At 66.0% G+C, this 24533-nt stretch carries 24 protein-coding genes and 1 riboswitch; of the genes, 15 read left to right on the top strand and 9 right to left on the bottom strand.

Translation table 11 applies throughout. The annotated features are described in order from the left end of the window. Positions 1-25: 25 nt before the first annotated feature. Together ACFQZZ_RS28025 and ACFQZZ_RS28030 are read right to left on the bottom strand one after the other, a co-directional pair. A complete protein-coding gene (locus tag ACFQZZ_RS28025; protein WP_378686709.1) occupies positions 26-589 on the bottom strand; it encodes a LytR C-terminal domain-containing protein in 564 nt (187 codons plus the stop codon). A 34-nt stretch (positions 590-623) separates the two neighbouring features. Further along, positions 624-980 carry a DUF3263 domain-containing protein gene (locus ACFQZZ_RS28030; RefSeq protein ID WP_378686710.1) on the bottom strand — a complete coding sequence of 119 codons (357 nt, stop codon included), beginning with the start codon at positions 978-980 and terminating at the stop codon, positions 624-626. A gap of 187 nt (positions 981-1167) precedes the next feature. On the opposite strand from ACFQZZ_RS28030, the gene ACFQZZ_RS28035 reads away from it, so the two are divergent. Genes ACFQZZ_RS28035 through ACFQZZ_RS28045 form a run of 3 tightly spaced genes read left to right on the top strand, consistent with a single transcriptional unit; the run spans position 1168 to position 3601 of the window. Further along, the gene (locus ACFQZZ_RS28035; RefSeq protein ID WP_378686712.1) at positions 1168-1758 is read left to right on the top strand and encodes a peptide deformylase; all 591 of its coding nucleotides are present in this window, start codon (positions 1168-1170) and stop codon (positions 1756-1758) included. Next, complete coding sequence (locus ACFQZZ_RS28040) at positions 1751-2731, top strand: GNAT family N-acetyltransferase (protein ID WP_378686714.1); 981 nt, start codon at positions 1751-1753, stop codon at positions 2729-2731. The genes ACFQZZ_RS28035 and ACFQZZ_RS28040 overlap by 8 nt, the downstream gene beginning before the upstream one ends. Positions 2732-2785: 54 nt before the next feature. Beyond that, positions 2786-3601, top strand: a complete 816-nt coding sequence (locus ACFQZZ_RS28045; RefSeq protein WP_378686716.1) for an exodeoxyribonuclease III — start codon at positions 2786-2788, stop codon at positions 3599-3601. 63 nt (positions 3602-3664) lie between these two features. Here the strand turns inward: ACFQZZ_RS28045 and ACFQZZ_RS28050 are convergent, their stop codons facing one another. Further along, a complete protein-coding gene (locus ACFQZZ_RS28050; protein WP_378686717.1) occupies positions 3665-5596 on the bottom strand; it encodes an acyl-CoA dehydrogenase family protein in 1932 nt (643 codons plus the stop codon). A 292-nt stretch (positions 5597-5888) separates the two neighbouring features. On the opposite strand from ACFQZZ_RS28050, the gene ACFQZZ_RS28055 reads away from it, so the two are divergent. The 3 genes from ACFQZZ_RS28055 to fahA all read left to right on the top strand — a co-directional run bounded on the left by ACFQZZ_RS28055 (position 5889) and on the right by fahA (position 9106). After that, on the top strand, positions 5889-6515 hold the full coding sequence (locus tag ACFQZZ_RS28055; protein ID WP_378686719.1) for a TetR/AcrR family transcriptional regulator: 627 nt from the start codon (positions 5889-5891) through the stop codon (positions 6513-6515). Between the two features lie 216 nt (positions 6516-6731). Next, positions 6732-7931 carry a homogentisate 1,2-dioxygenase gene (locus ACFQZZ_RS28060; RefSeq protein ID WP_378687139.1) on the top strand — a complete coding sequence of 400 codons (1200 nt, stop codon included), beginning with the start codon at positions 6732-6734 and terminating at the stop codon, positions 7929-7931. Then, on the top strand, positions 7931-9106 hold the full coding sequence (fahA, locus tag ACFQZZ_RS28065; RefSeq protein WP_378686720.1) for a fumarylacetoacetase: 1176 nt from the start codon (positions 7931-7933) through the stop codon (positions 9104-9106). The genes ACFQZZ_RS28060 and fahA overlap by 1 nt, the downstream gene beginning before the upstream one ends. Positions 9107-9252: 146 nt before the next feature. On the opposite strand, the gene ACFQZZ_RS28070 is transcribed toward fahA, so the two are convergent. After that, positions 9253-9945 (bottom strand): TetR/AcrR family transcriptional regulator, encoded by a 693-nt coding sequence (locus tag ACFQZZ_RS28070; protein ID WP_378686722.1) that lies wholly within the window; start codon positions 9943-9945, stop codon positions 9253-9255. A gap of 96 nt (positions 9946-10041) precedes the next feature. On the opposite strand from ACFQZZ_RS28070, the gene ACFQZZ_RS28075 reads away from it, so the two are divergent. Together ACFQZZ_RS28075 and ACFQZZ_RS28080 are read left to right on the top strand one after the other, a co-directional pair. Then, the gene (locus ACFQZZ_RS28075; protein ID WP_378686724.1) at positions 10042-11448 is read left to right on the top strand and encodes a lipase family protein; all 1407 of its coding nucleotides are present in this window, start codon (positions 10042-10044) and stop codon (positions 11446-11448) included. Positions 11449-11587: 139 nt separating this feature from the next. Beyond that, positions 11588-12070 (top strand): VOC family protein, encoded by a 483-nt coding sequence (locus ACFQZZ_RS28080; RefSeq protein WP_378686725.1) that lies wholly within the window; start codon positions 11588-11590, stop codon positions 12068-12070. Positions 12071-12135: 65 nt separating this feature from the next. Here the strand turns inward: ACFQZZ_RS28080 and ACFQZZ_RS28085 are convergent, their stop codons facing one another. Further along, positions 12136-12330 carry a hypothetical protein gene (locus tag ACFQZZ_RS28085; RefSeq protein ID WP_378686727.1) on the bottom strand — a complete coding sequence of 65 codons (195 nt, stop codon included), beginning with the start codon at positions 12328-12330 and terminating at the stop codon, positions 12136-12138. A 110-nt stretch (positions 12331-12440) separates the two neighbouring features. Then, a riboswitch (TPP riboswitch) is annotated at positions 12441-12549 on the top strand. Here ACFQZZ_RS28085 and thiC point away from each other — a divergent pair. After that, positions 12541-14169 (top strand): phosphomethylpyrimidine synthase ThiC, encoded by a 1629-nt coding sequence (thiC, locus tag ACFQZZ_RS28090; RefSeq protein ID WP_378686729.1) that lies wholly within the window; start codon positions 12541-12543, stop codon positions 14167-14169. Its footprint overlaps the riboswitch before it by 9 nt. 92 nt (positions 14170-14261) lie before the next feature. Further along, on the top strand, positions 14262-15155 hold the full coding sequence (locus tag ACFQZZ_RS28095; RefSeq protein WP_378686731.1) for an NAD-dependent epimerase/dehydratase family protein: 894 nt from the start codon (positions 14262-14264) through the stop codon (positions 15153-15155). 27 nt (positions 15156-15182) lie between these two features. Here the strand turns inward: ACFQZZ_RS28095 and ACFQZZ_RS28100 are convergent, their stop codons facing one another. After that, positions 15183-15740 (bottom strand): TetR family transcriptional regulator, encoded by a 558-nt coding sequence (locus ACFQZZ_RS28100; protein WP_378686733.1) that lies wholly within the window; start codon positions 15738-15740, stop codon positions 15183-15185. A 39-nt stretch (positions 15741-15779) separates the two neighbouring features. Here ACFQZZ_RS28100 and ACFQZZ_RS28105 point away from each other — a divergent pair, with 39 nt between their 5' ends. Beyond that, positions 15780-17036, top strand: coding sequence for a KasA/KasB family beta-ketoacyl-ACP synthase (locus ACFQZZ_RS28105; RefSeq protein ID WP_378686735.1), 1257 nt, complete (start codon positions 15780-15782; stop codon positions 17034-17036). 91 nt (positions 17037-17127) lie between these two features. After that, positions 17128-17934, top strand: coding sequence for a thioesterase family protein (locus ACFQZZ_RS28110; RefSeq protein WP_378686736.1), 807 nt, complete (start codon positions 17128-17130; stop codon positions 17932-17934). 1040 nt (positions 17935-18974) lie between these two features. Here ACFQZZ_RS28110 and ACFQZZ_RS28115 read toward each other — a convergent pair. Together ACFQZZ_RS28115 and ACFQZZ_RS28120 are read right to left on the bottom strand one after the other, a co-directional pair. Next, the gene (locus tag ACFQZZ_RS28115) at positions 18975-19382 is read right to left on the bottom strand and encodes a VOC family protein (protein ID WP_378686738.1); all 408 of its coding nucleotides are present in this window, start codon (positions 19380-19382) and stop codon (positions 18975-18977) included. Positions 19383-19471: 89 nt separating this feature from the next. Next, positions 19472-20119, bottom strand: a complete 648-nt coding sequence (locus ACFQZZ_RS28120; RefSeq protein WP_378686740.1) for a TetR/AcrR family transcriptional regulator — start codon at positions 20117-20119, stop codon at positions 19472-19474. Between the two features lie 87 nt (positions 20120-20206). Here ACFQZZ_RS28120 and ACFQZZ_RS28125 point away from each other — a divergent pair, with 87 nt between their 5' ends. The 3 genes from ACFQZZ_RS28125 to ACFQZZ_RS28135 all read left to right on the top strand — a co-directional run bounded on the left by ACFQZZ_RS28125 (position 20207) and on the right by ACFQZZ_RS28135 (position 23284). Beyond that, positions 20207-21343: an epoxide hydrolase family protein gene (locus ACFQZZ_RS28125; RefSeq protein ID WP_378686742.1), complete on the top strand. Its 1137-nt coding sequence runs from the start codon at positions 20207-20209 to the stop codon at positions 21341-21343. A 177-nt stretch (positions 21344-21520) separates the two neighbouring features. Beyond that, positions 21521-22144, top strand: a complete 624-nt coding sequence (locus ACFQZZ_RS28130; protein ID WP_378686744.1) for an NAD(P)-dependent oxidoreductase — start codon at positions 21521-21523, stop codon at positions 22142-22144. Positions 22145-22270: 126 nt separating this feature from the next. Further along, a complete protein-coding gene (locus ACFQZZ_RS28135; protein ID WP_378686746.1) occupies positions 22271-23284 on the top strand; it encodes an alpha/beta fold hydrolase in 1014 nt (337 codons plus the stop codon). A gap of 40 nt (positions 23285-23324) precedes the next feature. On the opposite strand, the gene ACFQZZ_RS28140 is transcribed toward ACFQZZ_RS28135, so the two are convergent. Continuing rightward, positions 23325-24473: a GTP-binding protein gene (locus ACFQZZ_RS28140; protein ID WP_378686748.1), complete on the bottom strand. Its 1149-nt coding sequence runs from the start codon at positions 24471-24473 to the stop codon at positions 23325-23327. Positions 24474-24533: the final 60 nt, after the last annotated feature.

Here is a 24533-nt window from a genome sequence, read left to right on the forward strand (position 1 = left end):
GCCGTGTCGCGGCGGGCCTCAGACCTCAGTTACCCGTGACAACGACGGTCACACCCGAACCCGAGTCACCGGTTCCGGTACTGCGCGGTACGGCGCTGGCGCCGAGTTCCGCGGCGATCGCCGCGGCCGCTTCCCGCTCGCCGGGCGTATTTCCATAGAACACAGTCGTTTTCGCGACATTCTCACCGGGATAGTTCCCGACTTCGGCGACATTCCAGCCACTGGCGCTGAGTTGGCTCGCGGTGCGCGACGCCAATCCGACGACCAGGCTGTTGTTCAGCACCCGCACCGGCACCGCACGATTCAGGGCGGCCGTTGTCGCCGGTGGCGTTGTCGTCGTCGATGTCGCGGTGGTGGTGGTGGCCGCCACCGACGTCGGCGCGGCGGCTGTAGTCCGGACCACAGCGGACGTTGCCTGAACCTGTGACGCGGGCGTCGCGGCCTCCGACTCGCCTGCGCCCGAGGTGTCGGTGTCGGAATTCGACAGCGACATCGCACCGAGGCCCGCGAAAACGATGGCCAACGCGATCAACACCATCGCCAGCGCACGCAGCGGCGGTCCCCCGGAGGTGGGATTCGGGTAGCTCACCTGCTCGACCCTAGTCTCTATTCACAGCAACGGGTCATACCTGGAAGCCGAGCCGCCGTGCGGCTCTGGCCTTCTGCCTGCTCGCCCGCAGCCTGCGCAGTCGCTTCACCAGCATCGGGTCGGCGGCAAGCGCCTCCTGGCGGTCCACGACCGCGTTGAGGACCTGGTAATACCTGGTCGGCGACAGGCCGAACAGTTCGCGGATGGCCTCTTCCTTGGCCCCCGCGTACTTCCACCACTTACGTTCGAAGTCCAGAATTTCGCGTTCGCGACGGCTCAAACCGTCGCTGTCACCGTCGTCGGTCTGTGTCGAGACCTCTACCGTGACATCTTCGCTCGCAGAAGGGCTGTCTTGGATCGCGGAAAGATTCCGTGCCGCTGCGCCGTCCATCTCGCTCCCTCGCCGAGTAACCACCAGACGAAAAATGATGCTTGTAGGTCGCGGATCATTCAACCACGGGCCGATGGGAATGCCGCATCCTCGTCTCGGCGTGTTCACTACTCCCCGGTAACACCTGTCAACGATGTGTACGCACCCTCACGCCCCGTCGCCCGGCTCGCCCCGCAATAATTGCCCCATGGCAATCCTCCCCATCGTGATCGTCGGCGACCCCGTTCTGCACAACCCGACGGAACGGGTCGGCCAGACGCCGGAGGAGCTCGCGGAGCTGATCGCGGACATGTACGAGACCCTGGACGCCGCCAACGGCGTCGGCCTGGCCGCCAACCAGGTGGGCGTGCCGCTGCGGCTGTTCATTTACGACTGCCCCGATATCGGCGCGGACGGCAAGATGACACGTCGCAAGGGCGCGGTGATCAACCCGGTGCTCGAGACCTCGGAAATCCCCGAGGGCATGCCCGATCCCGATGACGACGAAGAGGGCTGCCTGTCGGTACCCGGCGAGCAGTTCCCCACCGGTCGGGCCGAGTGGGCTCGGGTCACCGGTATCGATGAGCACGGCGAGCCGGTGGATATCGTAGGCAAGGACTTCTTCGCGCGCATGCTGCAGCATGAGGTCGGCCATCTCGATGGTTTCCTCTACGTCGACGTGCTGGTCGGGCGCAATGCCCGCGCCGCGAAGAAGGCGATCAAGCGAAATGGCTGGGGCGTGCCCGGATTGAGCTGGATTCCCGGCACCGTTCCCGATCCGTTCGGACACGATGACTGACCCTGCGCTGCCCGATCTTCCGCTCGGTCGCCGAGTGGTGCTGCGTTATCAGCTGCCCGCCGGTTATCCACAACCGCTCACAGATGTGATCGGCGAGCTCGTCTCGCTGGATCCGCCGACGGTGCGCTCCGCCGACGGGCAGGTCGTATCCGTCGCAGCGGACCGGGTCGTCGCGCTGAAAGCATTGGGGCCGAGACCTATTCGCACCAAGGAGATCCGGGCACTCGAGGCCGCCGCGGCCAATGGCTGGCCGGGGCTCGAGCACGCCTGGATCGACGGCTGGCTGGTGCGCGCCGGAAAGGGGTACACCGGACGCGCCAATTCAGCTGTCCCGCTCGGCAATTCCGACGGACCCGCAGCGCTGGGCGCGGAGACCATGCACCGCATCGGCGAGTGGTTCACCGCACACGGGCTGCCGCTGTTGCTGCAGCTGCCCGATCGTCTCGCTCCCGTGCCGCCGGGCTGGCGCACCTGGAGCGAGACCGCCGTGCTCGGTATCGACATCGACACCGTCGTCCTCCCGCAGGGGCCGCCGATGGTTCGGGTGACACAGACACCCGACGCGGCCTGGCTGGAGATGCACCGGTTCAAGGGTGAAGATCCAACAGCACAGCACGTTTCGAGACCGGTTCCGGTGCAGGAGGTGCTGACCGCGGTGCAGGACGGCGAGGTGGGCTTCGCGTCGCTCGGCCTGCCGCGGCCGATCGCGATCGGCCGCGGCGCGCTCACCACCGCGCCGGACGGCCGCCACTGGGTCGGGCTCACCTGTGTCGCGGTCGCCACGGCCCATCGCAGGCACGGGCTCGGTTCGCTGGTGTGCGCCGAGCTGATGCGCTGGGGGCACACCCGCGGCGCCACCCACGCCTACATTCAGGTCGAGGCCGACAACGCCGCGGCCATGGCGATGTATCAGGAGATGGGCTTCGTCGAGCACCACGCGTACCGATACGCCGCGCCGGAGGGCACTCGCTGAACGGATCGGCCTCCGGTAGAACGGTCCTATACCCCATTGTGAAGGAAGGCATCCGTGCGTCTCGCGACCTGGAACGTCAATTCGATCCGCTCCCGCCTCGATCGGGTCGCGGACTTCCTCGACCGCCAGGACATCGATGTGCTCGCGATGCAGGAAACCAAGTGTCGCGACGACCAGTTCCCGTTCGAGCGCTTCGATGAACTCGGCTACGAGGTCGCCCACGTCGGATTGAACCAGTGGAACGGCGTCGCGATCGCCTCCCGTGTCGGCCTGGAAAACGTGGAACTCGCCTTTCCCGAACAGCCCGGCTTCGACAAGGACGCGGGTGAATCGCTGATCAGCACCCCCGTCGTGGAGTCGCGCGCCCTCGGCGCCACCTGCGCCGGCGTGCGGGTATGGAGCCTGTACGTCCCGAACGGCCGCACTCTGACCGACCCGCACTACACATACAAGCTGGAATGGCTTGCGGCCCTGCGCGACAACGGCGCGAAGTGGCTCGCCGACAATCCGGAGGCCAAGATCGCCCTGGTCGGCGACTGGAACATCGCACCGACCGACGACGACGTCTGGTCCGTCGAATACTTCGCCGACAAGACCCATATCTCCCAGCCGGAACGCGACGCCTTCAACGCCATCGTCGACACCGGCTTCGCCGACGTCATGCGCCCCTTCGCCCCCGGCCCCGGCGTCTACACCTACTGGGACTACACCCAGCTGCGCTTCCCACGCAAAGAAGGCATGCGCATAGATTTCATCCTCGCCTCCCCCACCCTCGCGGCCCACGCGAAAGACGCCGTGGTCGACCGCGAGGAGCGAAAAGGCAAGGGCGCCAGCGACCACGCACCAGTGATCGCCGAATTCACCGACTGAGGATCAGCGCACCCAGTTCTTCAGCGGTTCGGTGTCCGGCTTGATCTCAACTGCTTTGGGGGTCTACGGATTCATCTCGTACTCGCCGGCGTGTGCCCGAGCCTGCGCGAGCACCGCGTCGAACCGGGCCCGATCGGCGATCGGACGACGCACGAGGTCCAGCGCTCGAGTCTGCTGCGCCTTGGTCGCGGCAGGCTTGGCGTGCAGTGTCAGCGCGTGCTTGGAGAGCTCGCGCACGAAGATGTCGAAGATCTGGTCCAGCAGCGCCGGGCTGGTGCCGTCGATCTGCGCCTGCTCGAGAATGAGCTGCGCATACGGAACGGCGGTGAACAGCTCACCGATCGCGAACAGGAAGTCCACGTCGCGCTGCTGGGTCGCGGTCGGCTCCGCCGCCGCGAGCAAGGTCTGCAGCGCGAGCGCCTGTTCCAGGAATACCGCGACATTCGGCACGTGCGCGAACGCGTCGAAGACCGGCCGCCAATCACTGAACCGGATCCGGCCGAGACCACTGCTCGGCCCCTGCCGGAACAGGAACTCGTCGTCGGCCGGGTCCCGCCGGGTCGGCACCGGCGCGTAGCTGGCACCGGCAATCTCTTTGCGCAGCTTGGGAACCGCCGCACCGGCACGCGGCGCGAGATGCCTGCTCGACCAGCTCAGCGCACCGGACACCGCCCGTACCGCGCTCTTCGGTGCGACGCCCGCGCCGGGAAGATAACGCAGCGCGACCAATCCGGCATCGGCCGGATGGAACATGTAGTTGGCCATGAACTTCAGCGACAGCGCCATGTTCACGTGCACCGTGCCCTCCAGGCGCGGCAGCCCGAACAGGCCGAGCATCGCCATCGGGAAGAACATGTCCTTCTCGAAGCCACGGGCCGCGATCACGTCCGCGAGGTCCTCGACGATCCGCTGCCCCTGTCGAGTGACGGTCATCTTCTCGATGGCGTTGAACAGCAGGTAGCGCCGGTCCTCCGGCGACGCGGAGCGCATGTAGTCGATGGCGCGCTCACTGTAGAGCTTCATCGCCATCAGCCGCGCGAACGAATCGGTCATCAGCGACTGCACCTGCGGGAACTCGGTCACCCGGTGCCCGAACAGGATTCGGTTCTCCGCATGCGTAATCGCCTCGTAGTAGGCATGTTCGCAGGCACCGACCGCGCCGAAGCCGAGATTGAACTTGCCGACATTGACAGTGTTCATCGCGGCATGGAAGGCCTCCTCACCGCGGTGCAGGATGTCCTCCTCGGCCACCGGGTACTTCTCCAGATCGAAGGCGGCCACGTACATCTGGCTGTCGACGACATTGCCACGCAGCTTGTAGTTCTTGTGCTTGCTGTCCGCGACGAAGAACAGATACCCCTCGTAATCTTCCTGCGTCGGCTTGCTTTCCAGCGCCTTCGAGCTATCGATGATCGGCTTGTCGGCGCGGCGGCCGAATACCGAAACCATCGCGGCCTGATTGCCGTTCCCGATGTAGTGCTTGCCGCCGCTGGCGGTGAAACCGCCGCCGAGCTCGGGCTCTAGCACCATGTCGGTGGAGTAGACGTCGGCGCCGTGCTCCTTCTCGGAGAGACCGAAAGCGAAGATCTCCCCCGAATCCAGCAGCGCGGCGGCCCGCCGCTTGGCTGCGGCGTTGTCGCTCTGCCAGATCGGGCCGAGCCCGAGGATGGTGACCTGCCAGACGTACCAGTACTGCATGGAGTAGAAGCCGAGGATCTTGCTCAGCATCGCGATGCGCGCGGTGTCCCAGCGCTTGTTCGGATCGCCGTTCGCCTCGGCGGCGGGGGTGAGGAAAGTCGCGAACACCCGTTCACGCTTGACGAAGCCGAGGAATTCCGAATACCAGATCCGGTCCCGATCCTCCTGCTTCAGCACCGCCTTGCCGCGGGCCTCGAACCAGTCGACCACCGCGCGCAGCAGTCGGCGGGTCTCCGCGTCGAACTCGGCGAACTCGCTGGTCTTCGGGTTGAACAGGGTTTCGGTCTGCTTCGACATCTCCAGGCTCCTCGGGTGCGGCCTATCGGTAGCGACTGCTCTGTCGCTCGAAAAGGACATCGGTAGCGACTGGTCTGTCGCTCGAAAGGGCATCGGTAGCGACTGCTTGCAGGTCGCTCGAAAAGGCATCGGTAGCGACTGCTTGCAGGTCGCTCGAAAAGGTCAGCCGACCGGCGCGATCCGGCCGACTTCATTCGCGACTGTAGCATTATTGTTCGAGCACGTAGGAAGTTTACCTTCGGCGCGCGAGACCAGCGGGAACTTCGCAACTACGCTGATATCGTTGGTGTCCATGGGTAGCGAGTCGGCCGTGCAGCCGCGTCAACGGGCACAGCATCTCGGGCCCGAGCGCCGCAGGCCGCAGGTACTCGACACGGCGCTGGCGATCGCTGTCGAGAACGGGATCGCCGCGGTCACCATGGCCGCCATCGCCGATCGCATGAATGTGACGAGGCCGGTGGTGTACGCCTGCTTCGCCGATCGCGTCGAGCTGATCGAGGCGCTCATCCAGCGCGAGGAGAGCTACCTCGTCGGTGGCCTGCAGCAGGTACTGCCGCCGCGCGATGTCGATGCGGGCGAGACGGTGTTCATCGAGGGCTTCCGCGCCCTGTTGGAGCAGGCGGCCGGACGACCCGATGCGTGGCGGCTGCTCTACGGCAATCCCGATCCGGCCGTTGCGGATTCGTTCGGCCGCGGCCGCAGGCTGGCCGTCGAGCGCTGCACCACCCTGTTGCGCCCGACCCTGCGGGCGTGGGGCACCGAGGACGCCGAGCGGAAGTTGCCGGCGCTGGTGGAGCTGTGGGTGTCGGCGGGCGAGGGCGCGGTGCGCACGCTGCTCACGGGCGAGGGCGGATGGGATCCGGAGAGCCTCGGAGCGTTTGTCGGCGCAGCGGTATACCGGGCGTTGCGCCAGGCCTGAACGCAAGCCGATGATTGCCCGGCCAACGAGGGGATTCAGCGAGCAGGTCTGAAAATTGTTCAGCTGTTGCCCTCATGACTAGGCGAAATGCCGCGCAGTGCGGTGTTGTCCCGGCAAAATGTGCACTGATCCGGCCGTTTTTCCCGCCACTCGGCAACAACTCTCACTACGATGGGAATCAAATATCCGACCAGCGGCGCAGCCGGAGGTGCGGTCATGGCGTTCTATCGGCAGGTGGGAGCGGTGCCACCGAAGCGGCACACGCAGCATCGCGACGAGCAGGGCCAGCTCTACTACGAAGAGCTGATGGGAGAGGAAGGCTTCTCCGGCGATTCGTCGCTGCTATATCACCGCGGCCTGCCGCCCGCGATCGTCGACTCGACGGTGTGGGAGCTGCCCGACCAGTCCACTACACCGAATCACCCACTGCGCCATCGACATCTACGGCTGCATGATCTGTTTCCCGGCGATACTCCCGCGGAGACCGATCCCGTCACCGGGCGGCGACTGCTGCTCGGCAATGCCGATGTTCGGATCTCCTACGTGGTGGCCAAGGGCGGCTCGCCGCTGTATCGAAATGCCATCGGCGACGAGCTGGTGTACGCGGAATCCGGTGCGGCGGTGCTGGAGACGGTCTTCGGAGCGATCCCCGTGCGGCAGGGCGATCAGGTGCTCATTCCAAGGGCGACCACGCATCGCTGGCTGCCTAGTGGGCCCGAACCGCTGCGCGCGTATGTGATCGAGGCATCCAGTCACATCACACCGCCGAAGCGCTATTTGTCGAAGTTCGGCCAGCTGTTGGAACATTCGCCGTACTGCGAGCGTGATCTGCACGGACCCGTCGAGCCGTTGACCACGACCGGAACCGATGTCGAGGTCCTGGTGAAGCACCGGCCGGGCGGGCGCGTGGTCGGCACCAGAATGCTGTACGCGACCCACCCGTTCGACGTGGTCGGCTGGGACGGTTATTTGTATCCGTTCACCTTCAATATCGCCGACTTCGAGCCGATCACCGGACGTGTGCACCAACCGCCGCCCGCCCATCAGGTGTTCGAGGGCATCAACTTCGTGGTGTGCAATTTCGTGCCACGCAAGGTCGACTACCACCCGCTGTCGATCCCGGTGCCGTACTACCACTCCAATGTCGACTCCGACGAGATCATGTTCTATTGCGGCGGAAACTATGAGGCGCGCAAGGGTTCCGGGATCGGCCAGGGATCGGTATCGGTGCATCCCGGCGGCTACGCGCACGGCCCGCAGCCCGGCGCCTACGAGCGCAGCATCGGCATCGAGTTCTTCGACGAACTGGCCGTCATGGTCGACACCTTCCGGCCGCTGGAACTCGGCGAGGGCGCGCTGGCGTGTGAAGATCCCGGCTACGCCTGGACTTGGTCGAATCGGGGTCCACAGCAGTGATGAAGCGCATCGAGGTCCGCCCCGACTCGCTCTACGGACCCGACAACCTGCCCTACTGCGTGTTCGCGCCCGCCCATGGCGACTATCGCGTCGGCGCTCGACTGGCCGATTCGGTCATCGATCTCGCCGTGGCACTCGATGATCCGGTCTTCGCGCAGCCGAGTCTCAATGCGTTCATGGCGCAGGGCCCGCGGCGCTGGCGTGTGGCGCGCGATCGGCTCCGCACGCTGGCCGAGGGCGAAATCCTCGCCGAGGCAGTGCATCCGCTGGCCGAGGTGACCTTGGCGCTGCCGGTACAGATCGGCGACTACGTCGACTTCTACGCCAGCATCGATCACGCCACGAACCTCGGCCGCCTGTTCCGCCCGGATTCCGAACCGCTACTGCCCAATTGGCGGCACCTGCCGGTCGGGTACCACGGCCGGTCCGGCACCGTCGTCGTGTCCGGCACCGACATCACCCGCCCCTGCGGTCAGCGTCGAACCGATTCGGGCACACCGGATTTCGGCCCGACGCGACGGCTGGATATCGAGGCCGAGCTCGGCTTCCTCGTCGGGGTCGGCTCTGAGCTGGGCACGCCGATCGGCACGGACGAGTTCGCCGAGCACGTCTTCGGTGTCGCGCTGGTCAACGACTGGTCCGCGCGTGACATCCAGGCCTGGGAGTATCAGCCACTGGGTCCGTTCCTCGGCAAATCGTTCGCCACCTCACTGTCGGCGTGGGTGACCCCGCTGGCGGCGCTGCAGACAGCGCGCATCCCACTGCCGGAGCAGACCCCGCAGCCGTTGCCCTACCTGCGTGACGAACAACCGTGGGGACTCGACATCGACCTGGCGGTGAGCTGGAACGGCGATGTGGTCTCGCATCCGCCCTATTCCCGGATGTATTGGTCCCCGGCGCAGATGCTGGCCCATCTCACGGCGAACGGCGCCGCCACCCACACGGGCGACCTCTACGCGTCGGGCACCATTTCCGGACCAGCACAGCAACAGCGCGGCTCGTTCATCGAATTGTCCTGGGGTGGTATAGAACCGGTGCCGGTCAACGGGCAACTGCGCACCTTCCTGGAAGACGGCGACGAAGCGGTCATCACCGCGACCGCCCCCGGCCCAGCGGGCACGCGCCTCGGACTCGGCGAGGTCCGGGGCCGCGTCCTTCCTGCCGCGCCGCGTTGACCCCCCTGGAATCGAGGGCTACGGCGCGGCAATTCCGGTCGGTAGCGTTCGGGTCGGAGCGCCCGCTCACCGACGGGGTGGGCGCCGGCTGATCGTTCCGGAGCTGATCGCTCGCGAAATATCCACGGCCGCAGCGCAGCCCGGCATCATCCGATCTGACCGACGGCCGCCCGGCCCGCGTCCACCGCGTTGAGGAAACGGGTGAGATCGGCGATCAGGGTGTCGACCGCATCGGGCGCACCGCCGTCGTCGTGGTGGTGTAGCCAGTCTGTGACCAGCTCGAACATGCCGCCGATGGTGGCGAGTGCCAGCGCGAGCCGACGATGCTCATCGTCGGCGTCCGCCGCGGGCTCCGTGGACCACTGATTGTCCAGGAAGGCTGCCGCCCAGCGCCGATTGATCCGCCGTTGCTTTTCCACCGCAGTCGAAATGCCGCCCGACTCACCGAAGGTCACCCGAGCCAGCCGCGGATCATCGGCGATCGCATGCACGAAGGCGGCGACGATGGCGGCGGCGCGCTGCGGCCAATCCAGCCCGGCGGCGTCGGCCGCGCCCTCGATGACCCGTTGCTGGATCTGCTCGGTGAGCTTCACCAACAGCGCGATGTAGCACGCTTCCTTGCTATCGAAATGGTCGTAGAACCCCTTGGTTCCGACATAAGCGTGCTGGCAGATCTGCTCGATCGACGTCCCCGAAAAGCTCTGTTCGGCAAACAGTTCGGTGGCGGCGTCCAGCAGCTGATTGCGTCGCTGCGCGCTGCGCTGTGCGGCGTCGAGGCCGCGGATCCGGCGCCGCACCGATTCCGGTTCGGGCCGCGCGGCGGATTTGCTGCGGGTCATCTCTCGACCATAGCCGGAGCAATTTCAACAAGAGCTCTTGTTGGTAACAGGAGTTCATGTTGTAATCACTGTCACGTTGATGAGGGAAGGACTGACGTGTCAGTGATCAATGGAGATCGGACCGACAGCAGACGCCGGACCGCGGTACGCGCCGTGGCGACAGCGGTGACCATGGCCGTCGTGCTGACGACCGCGTTGCTGGCCGGCGGGCTCACCGCCCCGGCAGTCGCGGCACCGCCCCTGCCGCAACATGATTCGTTCTACCAACCGACCGAGGGATTCGAATCCCATGAGCCGGGGACCATCCTGCGGTCGCGGGAGGTGAAGCTCGCGGTCATGACGCTGCTGCCGCTGAATGTGCGCTCGTGGCAGCTGCTGTACCGCACCACCGATCTGTTCGGGAAGCCCACAGCGGCCGTCACGACCGTGGTGCTGCCCGCGGGCGCCGACCCGAACCGGGCAAGGCCGCTGGTGTCGCTGCAGTTCTACTACGACAGCGCCAGCCCTGACTGCGCGCCGTCGTTCGTACTACAGCAAGGCAGCGGGCTGGCGGGTGCGGAGGGCATTCATTCGCAGAGCGAGCTGATCGCGCTCGCCGCGTTGATCAGCCAGGGCTGGGCTATCTCGATCCCGGACTACGAGGGCCTCGACGGCCACCTCACGGTGGCCGAAGAACCCGGCTACATGACCCTCGACGGGATTCGCGCGGCCGAACGATTCGAGCCGCTCGGCCTGGATGGCACGAACACCCCGGTGGCCATGTGGGGATACTCCGGCGGCGGCATGGGCAGCGGATGGGCGGCTGAAATGCAGCCGACCTATGCGCCCGAGCTGAACGTCAAGGGCGTCGCGCTCGGTGCGCCGACGTCGGATGTGGTTTCGCTGCTGCATGTCAACGGATCAATGTTCTCCAGCCTCGTCGGCATCGGCATCTCCTCGCTGCGCAAGGCCTACCCGAAGTTCAAGGAAGCCGCCGACCGGTACCTGACCCCTGAGGGGCGGGCGCTGATGGACCGGACCGAGCGACAGTGCCTGCCACGCAACGCACTGACCATGATGTTCATCGATTACCAACGGCTGCTGACAATTCCGATCGCGGACTTCCTCGCGGTTCCCGAAATCAAAGAGGTCTTCGACGCCACGGTGCTCGGTCGCAATATCCCCACCGCGCCGATATTCCTCTACCAGGGGGTCTTCGACGAGGCGGTCCCGTGGTGGACCAACGACCGCCTGGCCCAGCAGTATTGCGCGGGCGGCGCATCCGTCGTCTACACACGCGACCATTTGAGCGAGCATTTGACGCTGCCGTCGCTCGGCATGGGACAGACCTTCAACTGGCTGAAGTCGCGCCTCGCGCCGAACGCACCCGAGCAGGTTGGCTGCCGCACCGACAACGTCGTGTCCATGCTGGCCGACACCAACGCGCTGCTGTCCCAGATCGAGATCAACCTCAACGCCACCTTCGGGGCACTCGGGTTCCCCATCGGCCCGCGCGAGCGCTGATCGAAAGTACCGCCTAACCGCTCGTCCCCGACCGGATACCGGACTGGTCGGGGACGAGTTTTTTTCGTCTGCCCGCGATGAATTCCGGTCCCCCGTAGCGTCTGCATTGATGCACGCAACTTCACTCGGGAGGATCGTCATGCAGAAAATCGTCACTAACCTCTGGTACGACACCGAGGCCGAGCCGGCAGCCGAGTTCTACTGTTCACTGTTCGAGGACTCGAAGATCACCAACGTCGTGCCCTACGGCGAAGCAGGCCCGCGCGAGGCCGGCACGACCATGCTCGTCGACTTCGAACTCAACGGCCAGAAGTTCACCGCCATCAACGGCGGCGGCGACTACCACTACACCCACGCCATGTCCCTGCTGGTCAATTGCGACAGCCAAGAAGAGGTCGACCGGCTGTGGACGACCCTGCTCGCCGACGGCGGCCAGGAAATCGAGTGCGGTTGGCTCAATGACAAATACGGCGTCCCCTGGCAGATCTGGCCCTCGGAAGCCGACCAGCTCCTGACCGGCCCCGACCCCGCTGCCGTCAATCGCGCAATGACCGCCATGCTCGGCATGAAGAAAATCGACGTCCAAGCAATGCGCGACGCCTACAACAACACCTCCGCCTGACCATGCCCGCACCTGACCGCTAGCGCATCACGCCCATGACCTGCACCAAGCAAGAATGCGGCGGGTCAGTCGATGCGCCAGGCGCCGACTTGGCGGTAGGCGGAGTTGTAGATGTCGGAGGCGTCGCCTTCGACCAGTTGGTAGTGCTTCATGTTTCCGCCCCAGTAGCGCAGGATTCGGCCTAGTTCGTCGGCGAGATCGGCGGGGGCTTCCACGCCGTCGGGCAGCACGTCCAGGTCCACTTCCAGGGTGAATTTCACCTTGTCGAATCTACCGGGGCGGGAGAGGGCAGCGGGAGCGGCGGCTGGATGTTCGTCCGATCATCGGGCGGAGCATCTAGGTGACCGGGTATGGTCGGCCGGGAAAATTTCACATCGCCAACGGGGGCTCGCACCAGCGGGCTGAGAGGACAGCTAGGGCTGTCGACCGTATGAACCTGACCGGGTAATGCCGGCGTAGGGAGGAATTCCATGACGACTACACCTGTCGAAACCGTAACCACGGGCCCCATCGAGGGCAGCGTCAAGCACTATCACGAGGTCGATGACCTGCGCATTCCGGTGCGTCGCATCAACCTGACCAACGGCGAACACTTCGACGTCTACGACACCTCCGGTCCGTACACCGACGACGCGGCCACCATCGACGTCGAGGCGGGGCTACCGAAGCTGCGCGACGGCTGGAGCAAGCCGGAGGTCGCCGGTCCGCCCACCCAGCTCGCCTGGGCGCGGCAGGGCATCATCACCCCCGAGATGCGGTTCATCGCGGCCCGCGAGGGTGTCGCGCCGGAGCTGGTGCGCGATGAGGTGGCCATCGGCCGCGCGGTGATCCCCGCCAATCACAAGCACCCAGAGCTCGAGCCGACGATCATCGGCAAGAAGTTCCTGGTGAAGATCAACGCCAATATCGGCAACTCGGCCGTGTCCTCGTCCATCGCGGAGGAAGTCGAGAAAATGGTGTGGGCCACCCGCTGGGGCGCCGACACCATCATGGACTTGTCCACCGGCAAGAACATCCACGAGACGCGCGAGTGGATCCTGCGCAACTCCCCGGTGCCGGTCGGCACCGTGCCGATCTATCAGGCGCTGGAAAAGGTGAACGGCGATCCGACCGCACTCACCTGGGAGATCTACCGCGACACCGTGATCGAGCAGTGCGAGCAGGGCGTCGACTACATGACCGTGCACGCGGGCGTGCTGCTGCGCTACGTGCCGTTGACCGCCAAGCGGGTCACCGGCATCGTCTCGCGCGGCGGCTCCATCATGGCCGCCTGGTGTCTGGCCCATCACCAGGAATCGTTCCTGTACACCAACTTCGGCGAGCTCTGCGAGATCCTGGCGAAGTACGACGTGACCTTCTCCCTCGGTGACGGCCTGCGACCCGGTTCCATCGCCGACGCCAACGACGAGGCCCAGTTCGCCGAGCTGCGCACCCTCGGCGAGCTCACGAAGATCGCGAAATCCTATGGCGTGCAGGTGATGATCGAAGGCCCAGGCCACGTGCCGATGCACAAGATCGTGGAGAACGTGAAGCTCGAAGAGGAGCTGTGCGAGGAGGCGCCGTTCTACACCCTCGGCCCGCTCGCCACCGATATCGCGCCCGCATATGACCACATCACCTCGGCCATCGGCGCCGCGATCATCGCGCAGGCAGGCACCGCGATGCTCTGCTATGTCACTCCCAAGGAGCACCTCGGCCTGCCCAACCGCGACGACGTCAAGGTCGGCGTGATCACCTACAAGATCGCCGCCCACGCCGCCGACCTCGCCAAGGGCCATCCGCACGCCCAGGACCGGGACAACGAGTTGTCCAAGGCCCGTTTCGAATTCCGCTGGCGCGACCAGTTCGCCCTCTCGCTGGATCCCGATACCGCCCGCGAGTACCACGACGAAACCCTGCCCGCCGAGCCTGCCAAGACCGCCCACTTCTGCTCCATGTGCGGCCCGAAGTTCTGCTCGATGCGCATCTCGGCCGATGTCCGGGAGTATGCGGCTCGTCAGGGGCTCGACGAGAATGCGGCGCTGGAAGCGGGCATGGCGGAGAAGTCCGCCGAGTTCGCCGACGCGGGCGGCAAGGTCTACTTGCCGGTGGTTTCGTAGCCTCATCCCGGTACTGCCGGGTTCGGCCTCGAACCCGGCGGTACCGGTGATGCGGAGAACTGGGCCAGGAGAGGTGCGCCGTGCGGATACTCGTGACTGGAGCGAACGGCTACCTCGGAGCAGCAGTCACGGAGACGTTGCGCGACAGCGGATACGAGGTTGTCGGACTTATCCACAACAACCGTTCGCGGGTACCGGACGGGGTGCCCGTTCGGTCTGCCGATCTCCTCGACCCGAGCTCACTGTGTGCGGCGGTACATGGCATCGATGTGGTGTGCCATCTCGCCGGGCTCACGCGCGTTCGTGAGTCTTTCACCGATCCCGAGCGGTATTTCGATGTCAATGCCGCAGGGACAGTGGCATTGCTTCGAGCCATGGCGTCGGAGGGTGTCGGCGCCATGGTTTTCGCGTCCACCGCCGCGATCTACGGCGCACCTGAACGGCAGCCGATGACCGAAGACCTGCCCGACAACCCACCCCATCCGTATGCCGCGAGCAAACAAGCCGCCGAACAGGCCATCGAAGCCGAATCCCGCACCGGGCGACTCACCGCAGTGATCCTGCGGCTGTTCAACATTGCGGGCGGACCGGACCCGGACAGCACTCGAATCCTGCCGCGCATCCTCGCGGCGGCCGCCGGTGACAGCCCTACCCTGACACTCAACGGCGACGGCAGCTCCGTCCGCGACTACGTGTACATCGCCGATGCCGCAAAGGCTTTCGGCGCGGCGCTCGCCACGATGCCGGACCATGGAACGTGCGTGCGCTACAACATCGGCAGCGGAGTCGGCACCAGCGTGCGGCAATTGATCGACGTCGCCTCACAGGTGACGGGACGCGACATCCCGATCGAGCACCGCCCTGCGGTCGCGGAACCACCACGACTCGTCAGCGACAGCAGCCGGGCTCGCAACGAACTCGGCTGGACCGCACCGACTTCCGACATCGAATCCATGATTCGCGATGCCTGGTCGGCTCGTCGGTAAGAGTCGAATTCACTATCCAGAGAACCGTCAGCGCAGGTTCTGCTCGATAAGGCGATGGGCGGCGCGGTCGGCGCGGTCGATGTCACCGGTGATCAAACGGTCTTGTATGACGCCACGCAGGCCAGAAATCAGTAGTGTGGCAACGGCTTCCGGGTCTTCGATCGATGCGATGCGACGCAGGGCATCGGTGAGGGCCGCGACGAAGGTGGCGATCGCGGCGTTCGCGTAGGCGGCGTATGGGCTGTGTGGAGCGCAGGCCGCACCGAGCACTTGTAGCAGGACTCGCACGCTGGTGGCGCCCGCGCCCGACAGGCTCGCCGTATAGAAGTCGCTCAATCGCCGACGGAGTTCGGCCGCGTCGGAGACGTCCACGAACAGGGCCGTGATATCGGGGCGCTGGGTGGTGAGCGCCTGGACGAGCATCTCCTCCTTGGTGTCGAAGTAGTAGATCAGCATGCGGGAGCTGGTGCCGAGTTCGGCGGCGAGCGGGCGTAGCGACAGGTCCGCGAGGCCGTGATCGGCGATGTATCGCACGACGTCGGCGAGGAGTTCGGCGCGTTTTGCTTGGTCGAGTGGACGGGCCATGGGTTGACTGTAGCGAGTGGTACAGGTATCCATGTTCCCGTGACTGTAACAATCGCTTCAGAAACTCCCGGTACTGCTCGCGACGCGGTCGTGGTCACCGCGTATGCCGCGACCACATCGCTCGCCGACGACGCGGACGCGACCTGGTCCGCGCTGCTGGCCGGACACAGCGGCATCGGAATGCTCGGGGACGATTTCGTCTCCGAATACGACCTGCCGGTGCGGATCGGCGGCAAGCTGACGTCACAACCCGGCGCCCAGTTGACGCGGATCGAGCAGCGGCGACTGTCCTATGTCGAGCAGATGGCGCTGGTGCTCGGACGCCGCGTCTGGAGCAATGCGGGCGCGCCCGCGGTGGACCGCGAGCGGCTGGCCGTCGCGATCGGCACCGGCCTCGGCGGCGGCGACGCGCTGATCAACGCGGTCGACGCGATGCGCGTCGGCGGCTACCGGAAGGTGTCGCCGATGTCGGTGCCGATGGTGATGCCCAATGGACCCGCCGCTACCGTCGGACTCGAAATCGGTGCACAGGCAGGTGTTTTCGCGCCGGTGTCGGCATGCTCTTCCGGTTCCGAGGCGATCGCGCACGCCTGGCGGCTGATTAGTACCGGCGAGGCCGACATCGTCGTCGCGGGCGGCGTCGAGGGCCACATCGATGCGGTGCCGATCGCGAGCTTCGCCATGATGCGCGCGATGAGCACACGCAACGATGAACCGCAGCGGGCGTCGCGGCCGTTCGACCGGGACCGCGACGGCTTCGTCTTCGGCGAGGCCGGAGCCCTGGTCGTGCTCGAATCCGAGCGCCATGCGCGGGCTCGGGGCGCGCGCATCCACGGCCGGGTACTCGGCGCCGGAATCACCTCGGACGCCTATCACATCGTCGCATCGGATCCGGAGGGAATCGGCGCCGCCCGGGCGATGCTCAAGGCGATAAGTACTGCAGGACTGCAGGTTTCGGATATTCAACACGTCAATGCGCACGCTACGTCGACGTCGATCGGTGACGCATCGGAAGCCAATGCGATCGCGGCCGTCGTGCCCGATGCGTCGGTCTACGCGCCGAAATCCGCGCTCGGACATTCGATCGGCGCGGTCGGCGCGCTCGAATCGATCCTGACCATGCTGACCCTGCGCGACCAGATCGTCCCGCCCACACTGAATCTCGACAATCGCGATCCGGATATCGACCTCGATATCGTCGCGGGCGCGCCGCGCACCCAACGGATCGACTACGCGCTCAACAACTCGTTCGGTTTCGGCGGCCACAACGTCGCCCTCGCGTTCGGCCGGGCCTAGACCCGACCGCCGCTGCCCCCGGAGTACCGTCCCAAGAGAATCGTCAACCGCACAAAATCTCGCCGACCGGCAACGATGCCGGCCCCGATGGATGGACAACGACGTGGCCGACGCCTTCTACCTCCCGGATCCGGCGGACCCGAATCGGTTCGTCTCGACCGAACTCACCCGCGGCCCCTGGTCGCCGGACGCCCAACATGCCGGGCCGCCGTCCGCGCTGCTCGGCTACGCGATCGAACGCTGCGCACCACGGGAGGGATTCCAGGTCGGCCGGGTGGCCGTGGAAATCCTCGGCCCGGTCCCGCTGGAGCCGTTGACCGTCGAAGCGCACGTCGCACGCCCCGGCCGCAGCGTCGAGCTCATCGAGGCGACGCTGTCCAGCGATCGCGGCCCGGTCATGAAGGCCAATGCCTGGCGCTTCAAACTCGCCGAGCCCGAATTGGACCTGCCCACGCAGATCCTCCCCTCCGGCATCCGCCCCGGGCCCGATCAGGCCGTGCCGTCGGTGTTCCCGTCGACCCAGCCGGTCGGCTTCCACACCGGCATCGAATACCGTTTCATCACAGGATCATTCGCCGAACCCGGCCCGGCGATCTGCTGGATCCGGATCAAGTACCCGATCGTCGCGGGCGCCACCCCGAGCCCACTGGAACGCACCCTCGCCGCCGCCGACTCCGGTAACGGCGTCAGCTCGGTCCTGGACTGGTCCCGCTACCTCTTCATCAACACCGACCTCACCGTCACCCTGCACCGCCAGCCCGCAGGCGAATGGGTCTGCCTCGACGCCGTCACCTACCCCCAACCGCACGGCATCGGCCTGGCCGAATCCGCCCTCTTCGACGAAAAAGGCCCCCTCGGCCGCGGCACCCAAACCCTCCTACTCGCCAATCGCGGATAGCGCCGAACGGACATGGTGGTGGACGCTCTCGACGTCCGCCACAGCCATGTCCCCCTAGCCGGGCAACCACAAGCAGCCCGGCCTGCTTCGAGAGTCAGGCCGCAGCACCAGCCGTCTCTGGTCTCGAAATCCCCACAACGCCACCACAACCAGCCCCACACCAGAACCCGCCACCGCACACCAGCCGTCTTTGGTCTCGAAAATCTCTACAACGCCACCACAGCCAGTCCTCACGCCGGAACCCGACACCGCGCACCTGACTGCGGAAGGTAAGCCGGGTACCCCACACGACGCGCCCAGCACTGCCCTGAAAACCACCCCAACGCAACCTGTTCTCCCGCACCGCAACCGGAGCGGGGCGCGTTCCGGGAACAAACCCCACCACGAAGGCCCCCCACGAGAGGCTCGCCCGCCCAAGAATTACCGGGGGCAGTGCTGGGCACGACGAGTGCCGTACCCGGCTTACCTCCCGCAGCCAGGTGCGCGACGTCGAGTTCCAGCGTGGTCATCTGGCTGTGGTTACGTCTCGAGCACGATCCATAGACAACAACGCAACCCGTCGCACCGACGCAAACAACCCGCCCCCATCGCCCACACACGCCCCCCCACGCGCGGTGTGATCGAGGGACCGGACACCCCGCGTCCGACCGGACACCCCGCGCCCCAACGTGGTCATCTGGCTGTGGTTACGCCTCGAGCACAATCCATAGACAACAGCGCAACCCATCGTTCCGACGCAAACAACCCGCCGCTCACCGCCTGACAACCTCCTCCCCGCCCCCGCACGCGGCGTGATTGAAGCACCGAACACCCCGCGTCGTAACCGCGCACCCGGTGTACTGGGTGCACGGTTACGACGCGGGGTGTCAGGATGCGCAGCACCAGCTGCCAACGTGGCCGTCTGACTGTGGGTGCCTCGCCAGCGACGCCACCCGAGAACCGAACACCCCGTGTAGCAACCGCGCACCCCGTGTATTGGGTGTACGGCTGGGGAGGGGGTGTGGGGCGACCGGGTGCCCACGGTCGCGGGGGTGGAGGGGCTAGGGGCGGGTGGAGATTTGTTGGACGGCCCAGCCGTTGCCGTCGGGGTCGGTGAAGAAGAGGAAGCCCACGTTGTCCAGGGGGTCGGGCATTGGGGTTGGGCTTTGGCCGAGGATTTGGATGTCGCTGACCTCGACGCCGCGAGCGGCCAACTCGGCGTGGGCTTTTCGGATGTCGGGGACCACCAGCTGCAGGCCTTGCTGTGAGCCGGGTTCCATCTTCGGGACTGCGCCCTCGCCGATGACAATCGAGCAGCCGGAGCCCGGTGGGGTCAACTGCACGATGCGGATGCCGTCACCGATCTTGGTGTCGTGGTCGACCACGAAACCCAGTCGCTGCGAGTAGAAGTCCTTGGCGCGATCGATGTCCGACACCGGCACGATCACGACCTCGAGTGTCCAGTTCATTGCGAGCCCTTTCGCATCTGTGGACATGGATGTCCGTATCAGTGCAGACGGTCGATCGAACGCAAAATCATCGGCTATCCGGGCGCCAGTCACTGACGCCGCTGCCAGCGCCATGCGAATTCGCCTGCCTCCGGCGGCGGACCCGGCAGTTCGCCGTCCACCGTCAGACCCGCGATGAGTAGTGCGAGAACGCGTCGGCGCAGCTGGGCGGTGCGCTTCGGGTCGGGCATCGAGATGGCGGCGCAGGCTTCCAGGATGAGGCCGAGGTCAAGGGTAGTCACCTCGGGACGCAGTCGCCCGGAAGCGTGGGCGCGACGCACCAACTCCTCGGCCACCTCCCCCGAATGTATGACGTCGGGCAGTATCGACTCGTCCGGTGTGAAGGTGCCCGCCAGATGGACCGCCAGCGAGTGCACGTCGGCGTCGACCACCCGCTCCAGGAATCCGATGAGGCCGTGCCAGCCGTCCTCGTCCTCCAGTGCGGCATCGGCTTCCACGTTGTAGCGGCGCAGGCCCTCGTGGCAGAGGGTGCGCAAGAGGTCCTCTTTGCTCGGATAGCGGCGATACAGAGCGCTGATCCCGACCCCCGCGCGTTCGGCGACGGCGGCGATCGGGGCGTTGGGATCGGCGAGGAACACCGCCCTCGCGGCCTCCAGGATCAGCCCGTCATTGCGGGCCGCCTGCGCCTTACGGCCGGGCAGGGCCTTCGAAACCGGGGGCTCGGATGTTTTCGGCATGACTTCAGCGTAGCACTTGAAACGGAATGATCCGTTCTGCTAGAGTCTTAAACAGAACGAAGCATTCCGTTTCACAAGGAGAAGATCATGAACGACATCCGCCCCTTCACCATCGACATCCCGCAGACCCAGCTCGACGACCTGGCCAACCGGCTGCAGCGGGCGATCTGGCCGAACGAGCTGAGCGGCGTCGCCGACTCCTACGGCGTTCCGAACGAGCGGGTGCGCGCCCTCGCCGAGTACTGGCTGGATCGTTTCGACTGGCGGGCGCTGGAGGCGAAGCTGAACTCCTACCCGCAGTTCGTCACCGAGATCGAGGGCGAGGACATCCACTTCCTGCACATCAAGTCCTCGCGGGCCGACGCCCTCCCGGTGATCCTCAGCCACGGCTGGCCGGGCTCGATCCTGGAATACCTCGACGTCATCGCCCCGCTCACCGAGCCGGAATCGGCGGACGCCCCTGCCTTCCACCTGGTCATCCCGTCGCTGCCCGGATTCGGCTTCTCCGGACCGACCCGCAGCACCGGCTGGGGCCGCGACCGCACCGCCAAGGCGTGGGTGCAGCTGATGAGCCGACTCGGCTACGAGCGTTACGGCGCCATCGGCAACGACGGCGGCTCGATGATCTCGCCCGAGATCGGCCGCATCGATCCAGAGCGTGTCGTCGGAGTTCATGTCACCCAATTGTTTTCGTTCCCGTCCGGCGACCCGTCGGAATTCGAGGGCCTGTCCGAGGACGACATGGCCGCGCTTGGGCACCTGCAGTGGTTCCACGAGAACAAGATGGCCTTCAACACCCTGCACAGCCAGCAGCCGCAGACCCTGGCATTCGCGCTGAGCGATTCGCCGATCGGCCTGCTCGGCTGGAACGCGCAGCTGTTCGGCGAGAGCCTGGACGAAGACTTCGTGATCGGCAACGTGGCCATCTATTGGCTCACCGGCACCGCGGGCTCGTCCATCCGGTTCTACTACGAGGACGCGCACGCCGCGCAGCAGCCGACCGCGCCGACCAAGACCCCGACCGCGCTGGCGATGTTCAAGGGCGACTTCCAGTCGATCCGCCGGTTCGCCGAGCGCGATCACAGCAATATCGTCAGCTGGAACTCCTATGACGTCGCGTCTGTCCAGGGTGGCGCCAACGACGCGGCGGGGCACTACGCCGCACATGAGGCGCCTGAGGTGTTGGTCGCCGACATTCGGGGTTTCTTCGCCCAGCTCAGCTGAGCATTCGTCGCCACACGACGGCCCGCGCCCCGCCTGCGGAGCGCGGGCCGTGGTGCGTTTCCAGACCCGAGACAGTCTCGTATGTCATCGAGACGCGCGGCCATGGTTCACCGGACTCGTCGCTGTTGTACTGGATTCATCAACAGCACACCAGCTTTCGAGAACAAGGAGAACATCATGAAAATCGCAGTCTTCGGAGCAACCAGCACCGTCGGTCGTCAGGTCGTCGAGCAGGCGCTCGCGCAGGGTCACGAGGTGACGGCCTTCACCCGCAGTGCGGCCGGAGTCGGGCAGCAGCACGAGCGCCTGCACATCATCGAGGGTGACGTACTCGACACGGCATCGGTGGAACGGGCCGTCGTAGGCCAGGACGCGGTGCTGATCTCGCTCGGCGCAGGCCGCAAGGGCGTCATCCGGGCCGGGGGCACCCGCGCGGTGATCGAGGCGATGAACCGGACCGGGGTGAAGCGGCTCATCGCGCAGACCACCCTCGGTGTCGGCGACAGCCGCGGCAACCTGAACTTCCTGTGGAAGTACGTCATGTTCGGCATGCTGCTGCGCCAGGCTTACGCCGATCACGTGCAGCAGGAGGAGTACGTCCGCGCCAGCGATCTGGATTGGACCATCGTGCGCCCGAGCGCTTTCACCGACGGCCCGCGCACCGGCAGCTACCGCCGCGGATTCCCCTCCGACGAGACCGGACTCGCGCTGAAGATCGCCCGCGCCGACATCGCGGAGTTCATGCTCGAGCAGCTGACCGACACGTCCTACCTCCGGCAGGCTCCCGGCATCTCGAACTGAGGCAGGAGCCGTGCCGCGGCGTTGGACCGGGCTCGTGTCCACCGGCCCGCCCGGCCGCGACCCACACTCCGACCTGGGATGTGTGGGTCGCGGCCGTGGAATACCTCGGCGTCATAGTCGCTTGACATGAGTGTGACCGATCACGAAATCTTCGAGCTCGGCGATTTCGCCTTCGCCGGTGGAACCGTGCCCGACGCCCGGCTGGTATACCGGACCTACGGCGAGCTCGCGGACGACAAGTCGAACGCCATTCTCTTCCCGACCTGGTTCGCGGGGACCCACATCCACAACGAGTGGTTGATCGGCCCTGGCAAGGCGCTGGATACCACCCGCTACTTCGTGATCGTGCCGAATCTGTTCGGCAACGGGCTTTCCAGCTCGCCGAGCAATACCCCAGCGCCATACGACCGCGCGCGGTTCCCGAATGTCACCATCCTCGACAATGTCACCGCCCAACACCAATTGATCACCGAACATTTCGGCATCACCCGGCTGCCCCTTGTCACCGGCGCCTCGATGGGCGCGGCGCAGGCCTACCAGTGGGCGGTCAGCTACCCGGACATGGTGGAACGGCTGGCGCCGATCACCGGCTCGTCACACACCAGCCCGCACAACAAGGTCTTCCTCGACGGCCTGCGATACGCCCTGACCGCCGATGCGGCCTTCGCCGACGGCGACTACCTGGAACCGCCGCGCCTCGGCCTGCGCGCGTTCGCCCGCGTGCTCGCGGGTTGGGCGCTGTCGCAGGCGTTCTATTGGGAGCGGGTGTACGAGAAAGTCGGCTTCGCTACCCTCGACGACTTCCTCACCAACCTATGGGAGCCGATCTTCGCGACGGCGGACGCCAACGATCTACTCGCCCAGATCTGGACGTGGAAGCACGCCGACATCGGCCTGACACCGGGTTTCGACGGCGACACCGAGGCGGCATTGGCCGCCATCACGGCTAAGACCGTAGCCCTGCCCGCCCTGAAGGATCTGTACTTCCCTCCGGAGGACGAGGCGTGGGCCGTCGGTCACATGCGGGACGCGAAACTGATTGTGGTACCCGGTATCTGGGGACATCTCACCGGCGGCGGGAGCGACCCCGAGGGAGCGGTATTCATCGATAACGCGCTGCGGGAACTACTGACGCGCTGACGGCTGTCACGGACGACGGCGCTATGGCGGCACTCACCGCTCACGCGTGTTCGTGCAGCTCACCCCAAGCGGGGAACGGATCAGGGTAGCCGGCCCAATCCAGTGGTCCCGCAGCGAGTTCGGCGTCGGTGAGCAATGCGGCGTCCAACATTTCGCGCACCCGGTCCCGGTCGAGTTTTACGCCGATGAAGACGATCTCCTGCCCCGGCGGCACCTCCAGTGAAGTCCACCAGGCGGCCGGTTCGAATACCAGGTTCGGGCCAGCCTGCGACCAGACCGCCGCCAACCCCGCCCGGCTGGCGATCCAGCAGAAACCCTTGCTGCGCAACAGGCCTCGCATCTGATCGAGCGCGTCGGAGAGGCGGGCCGGGTGGAAGGGCCGGTCGGCGGTGTAGGTCAGGCTGCGGATGCCGTATTCCTCGGTCTCGGGGAGGTGTCCGCCCGCCAGTTCTTCGTCCCATCCAGCGGCCTCGGCGGCAACGAGTGGGTTGTAGCGTCCGGTGCCGAGCACCTCGGTCAGGTCCACAATGCCCTGCTCCGTGCGCAATACCTCGGCACGCGGATTCAGTCTGCGCACAGTGGCTTCCACCGCCCCGGCGACGGCGTCGCTCACCAGATCGGTCTTGTTGACGAGCAGGACGTCGGCGAATTCCACCTGATCCACGAGCAGGTCGGCGATCGTGCGCGCGTCCCCCTCGCCCGCTTGCAGATTCCGCTCGGCAAGAGCCTGCCCGCGGGCCACCTCGTTGAGGAAGGTCGACGCATCGACCACCGTCACCATGGTGTCCAGCCGCGCGACGTCGCCGAGCTTGAAACCGTCCTCGAATTCCCAGTCGAAGGTGGCGGCCACCGGCATGGGTTCGGAGATGCCGGTGGATTCGATGACCAGCTGATCGAACCGGCCCGCGCGGGCCAGGCGACCGACCGCTTCGATCAGGTCCTCGCGCAGCGTGCAGCAGATGCAGCCGTTGGTGAGTTCGACCAGCTTCTCCTCGGTGCGGTCTAGATGTCCCTGACCCGCGACGAGCGCGGCGTCGATATTGACCTCGCTCATGTCGTTGACGATGACCGCGACGCGGCGGCCCTCCCGGTTGGCCAGGATGTGGTTGAGCAGCGTGGTCTTGCCCGCGCCGAGGAAGCCGGACAGCACGGTGACGGGCAGCAGGTCGGTGGTCGATGAAGTGGTCACCAGCTAATGATAATGGTTTTCATTTACTTCAGGGATTCCGGGGCCCCCTCTCGGAGTGGC

Origin of the sequence: Nocardia sp. GCM10030253 (assembly GCF_042675075.1) — a bacterium.
Classification (GTDB): Bacteria; Actinomycetota; Actinomycetes; order Mycobacteriales; family Mycobacteriaceae; genus Nocardia.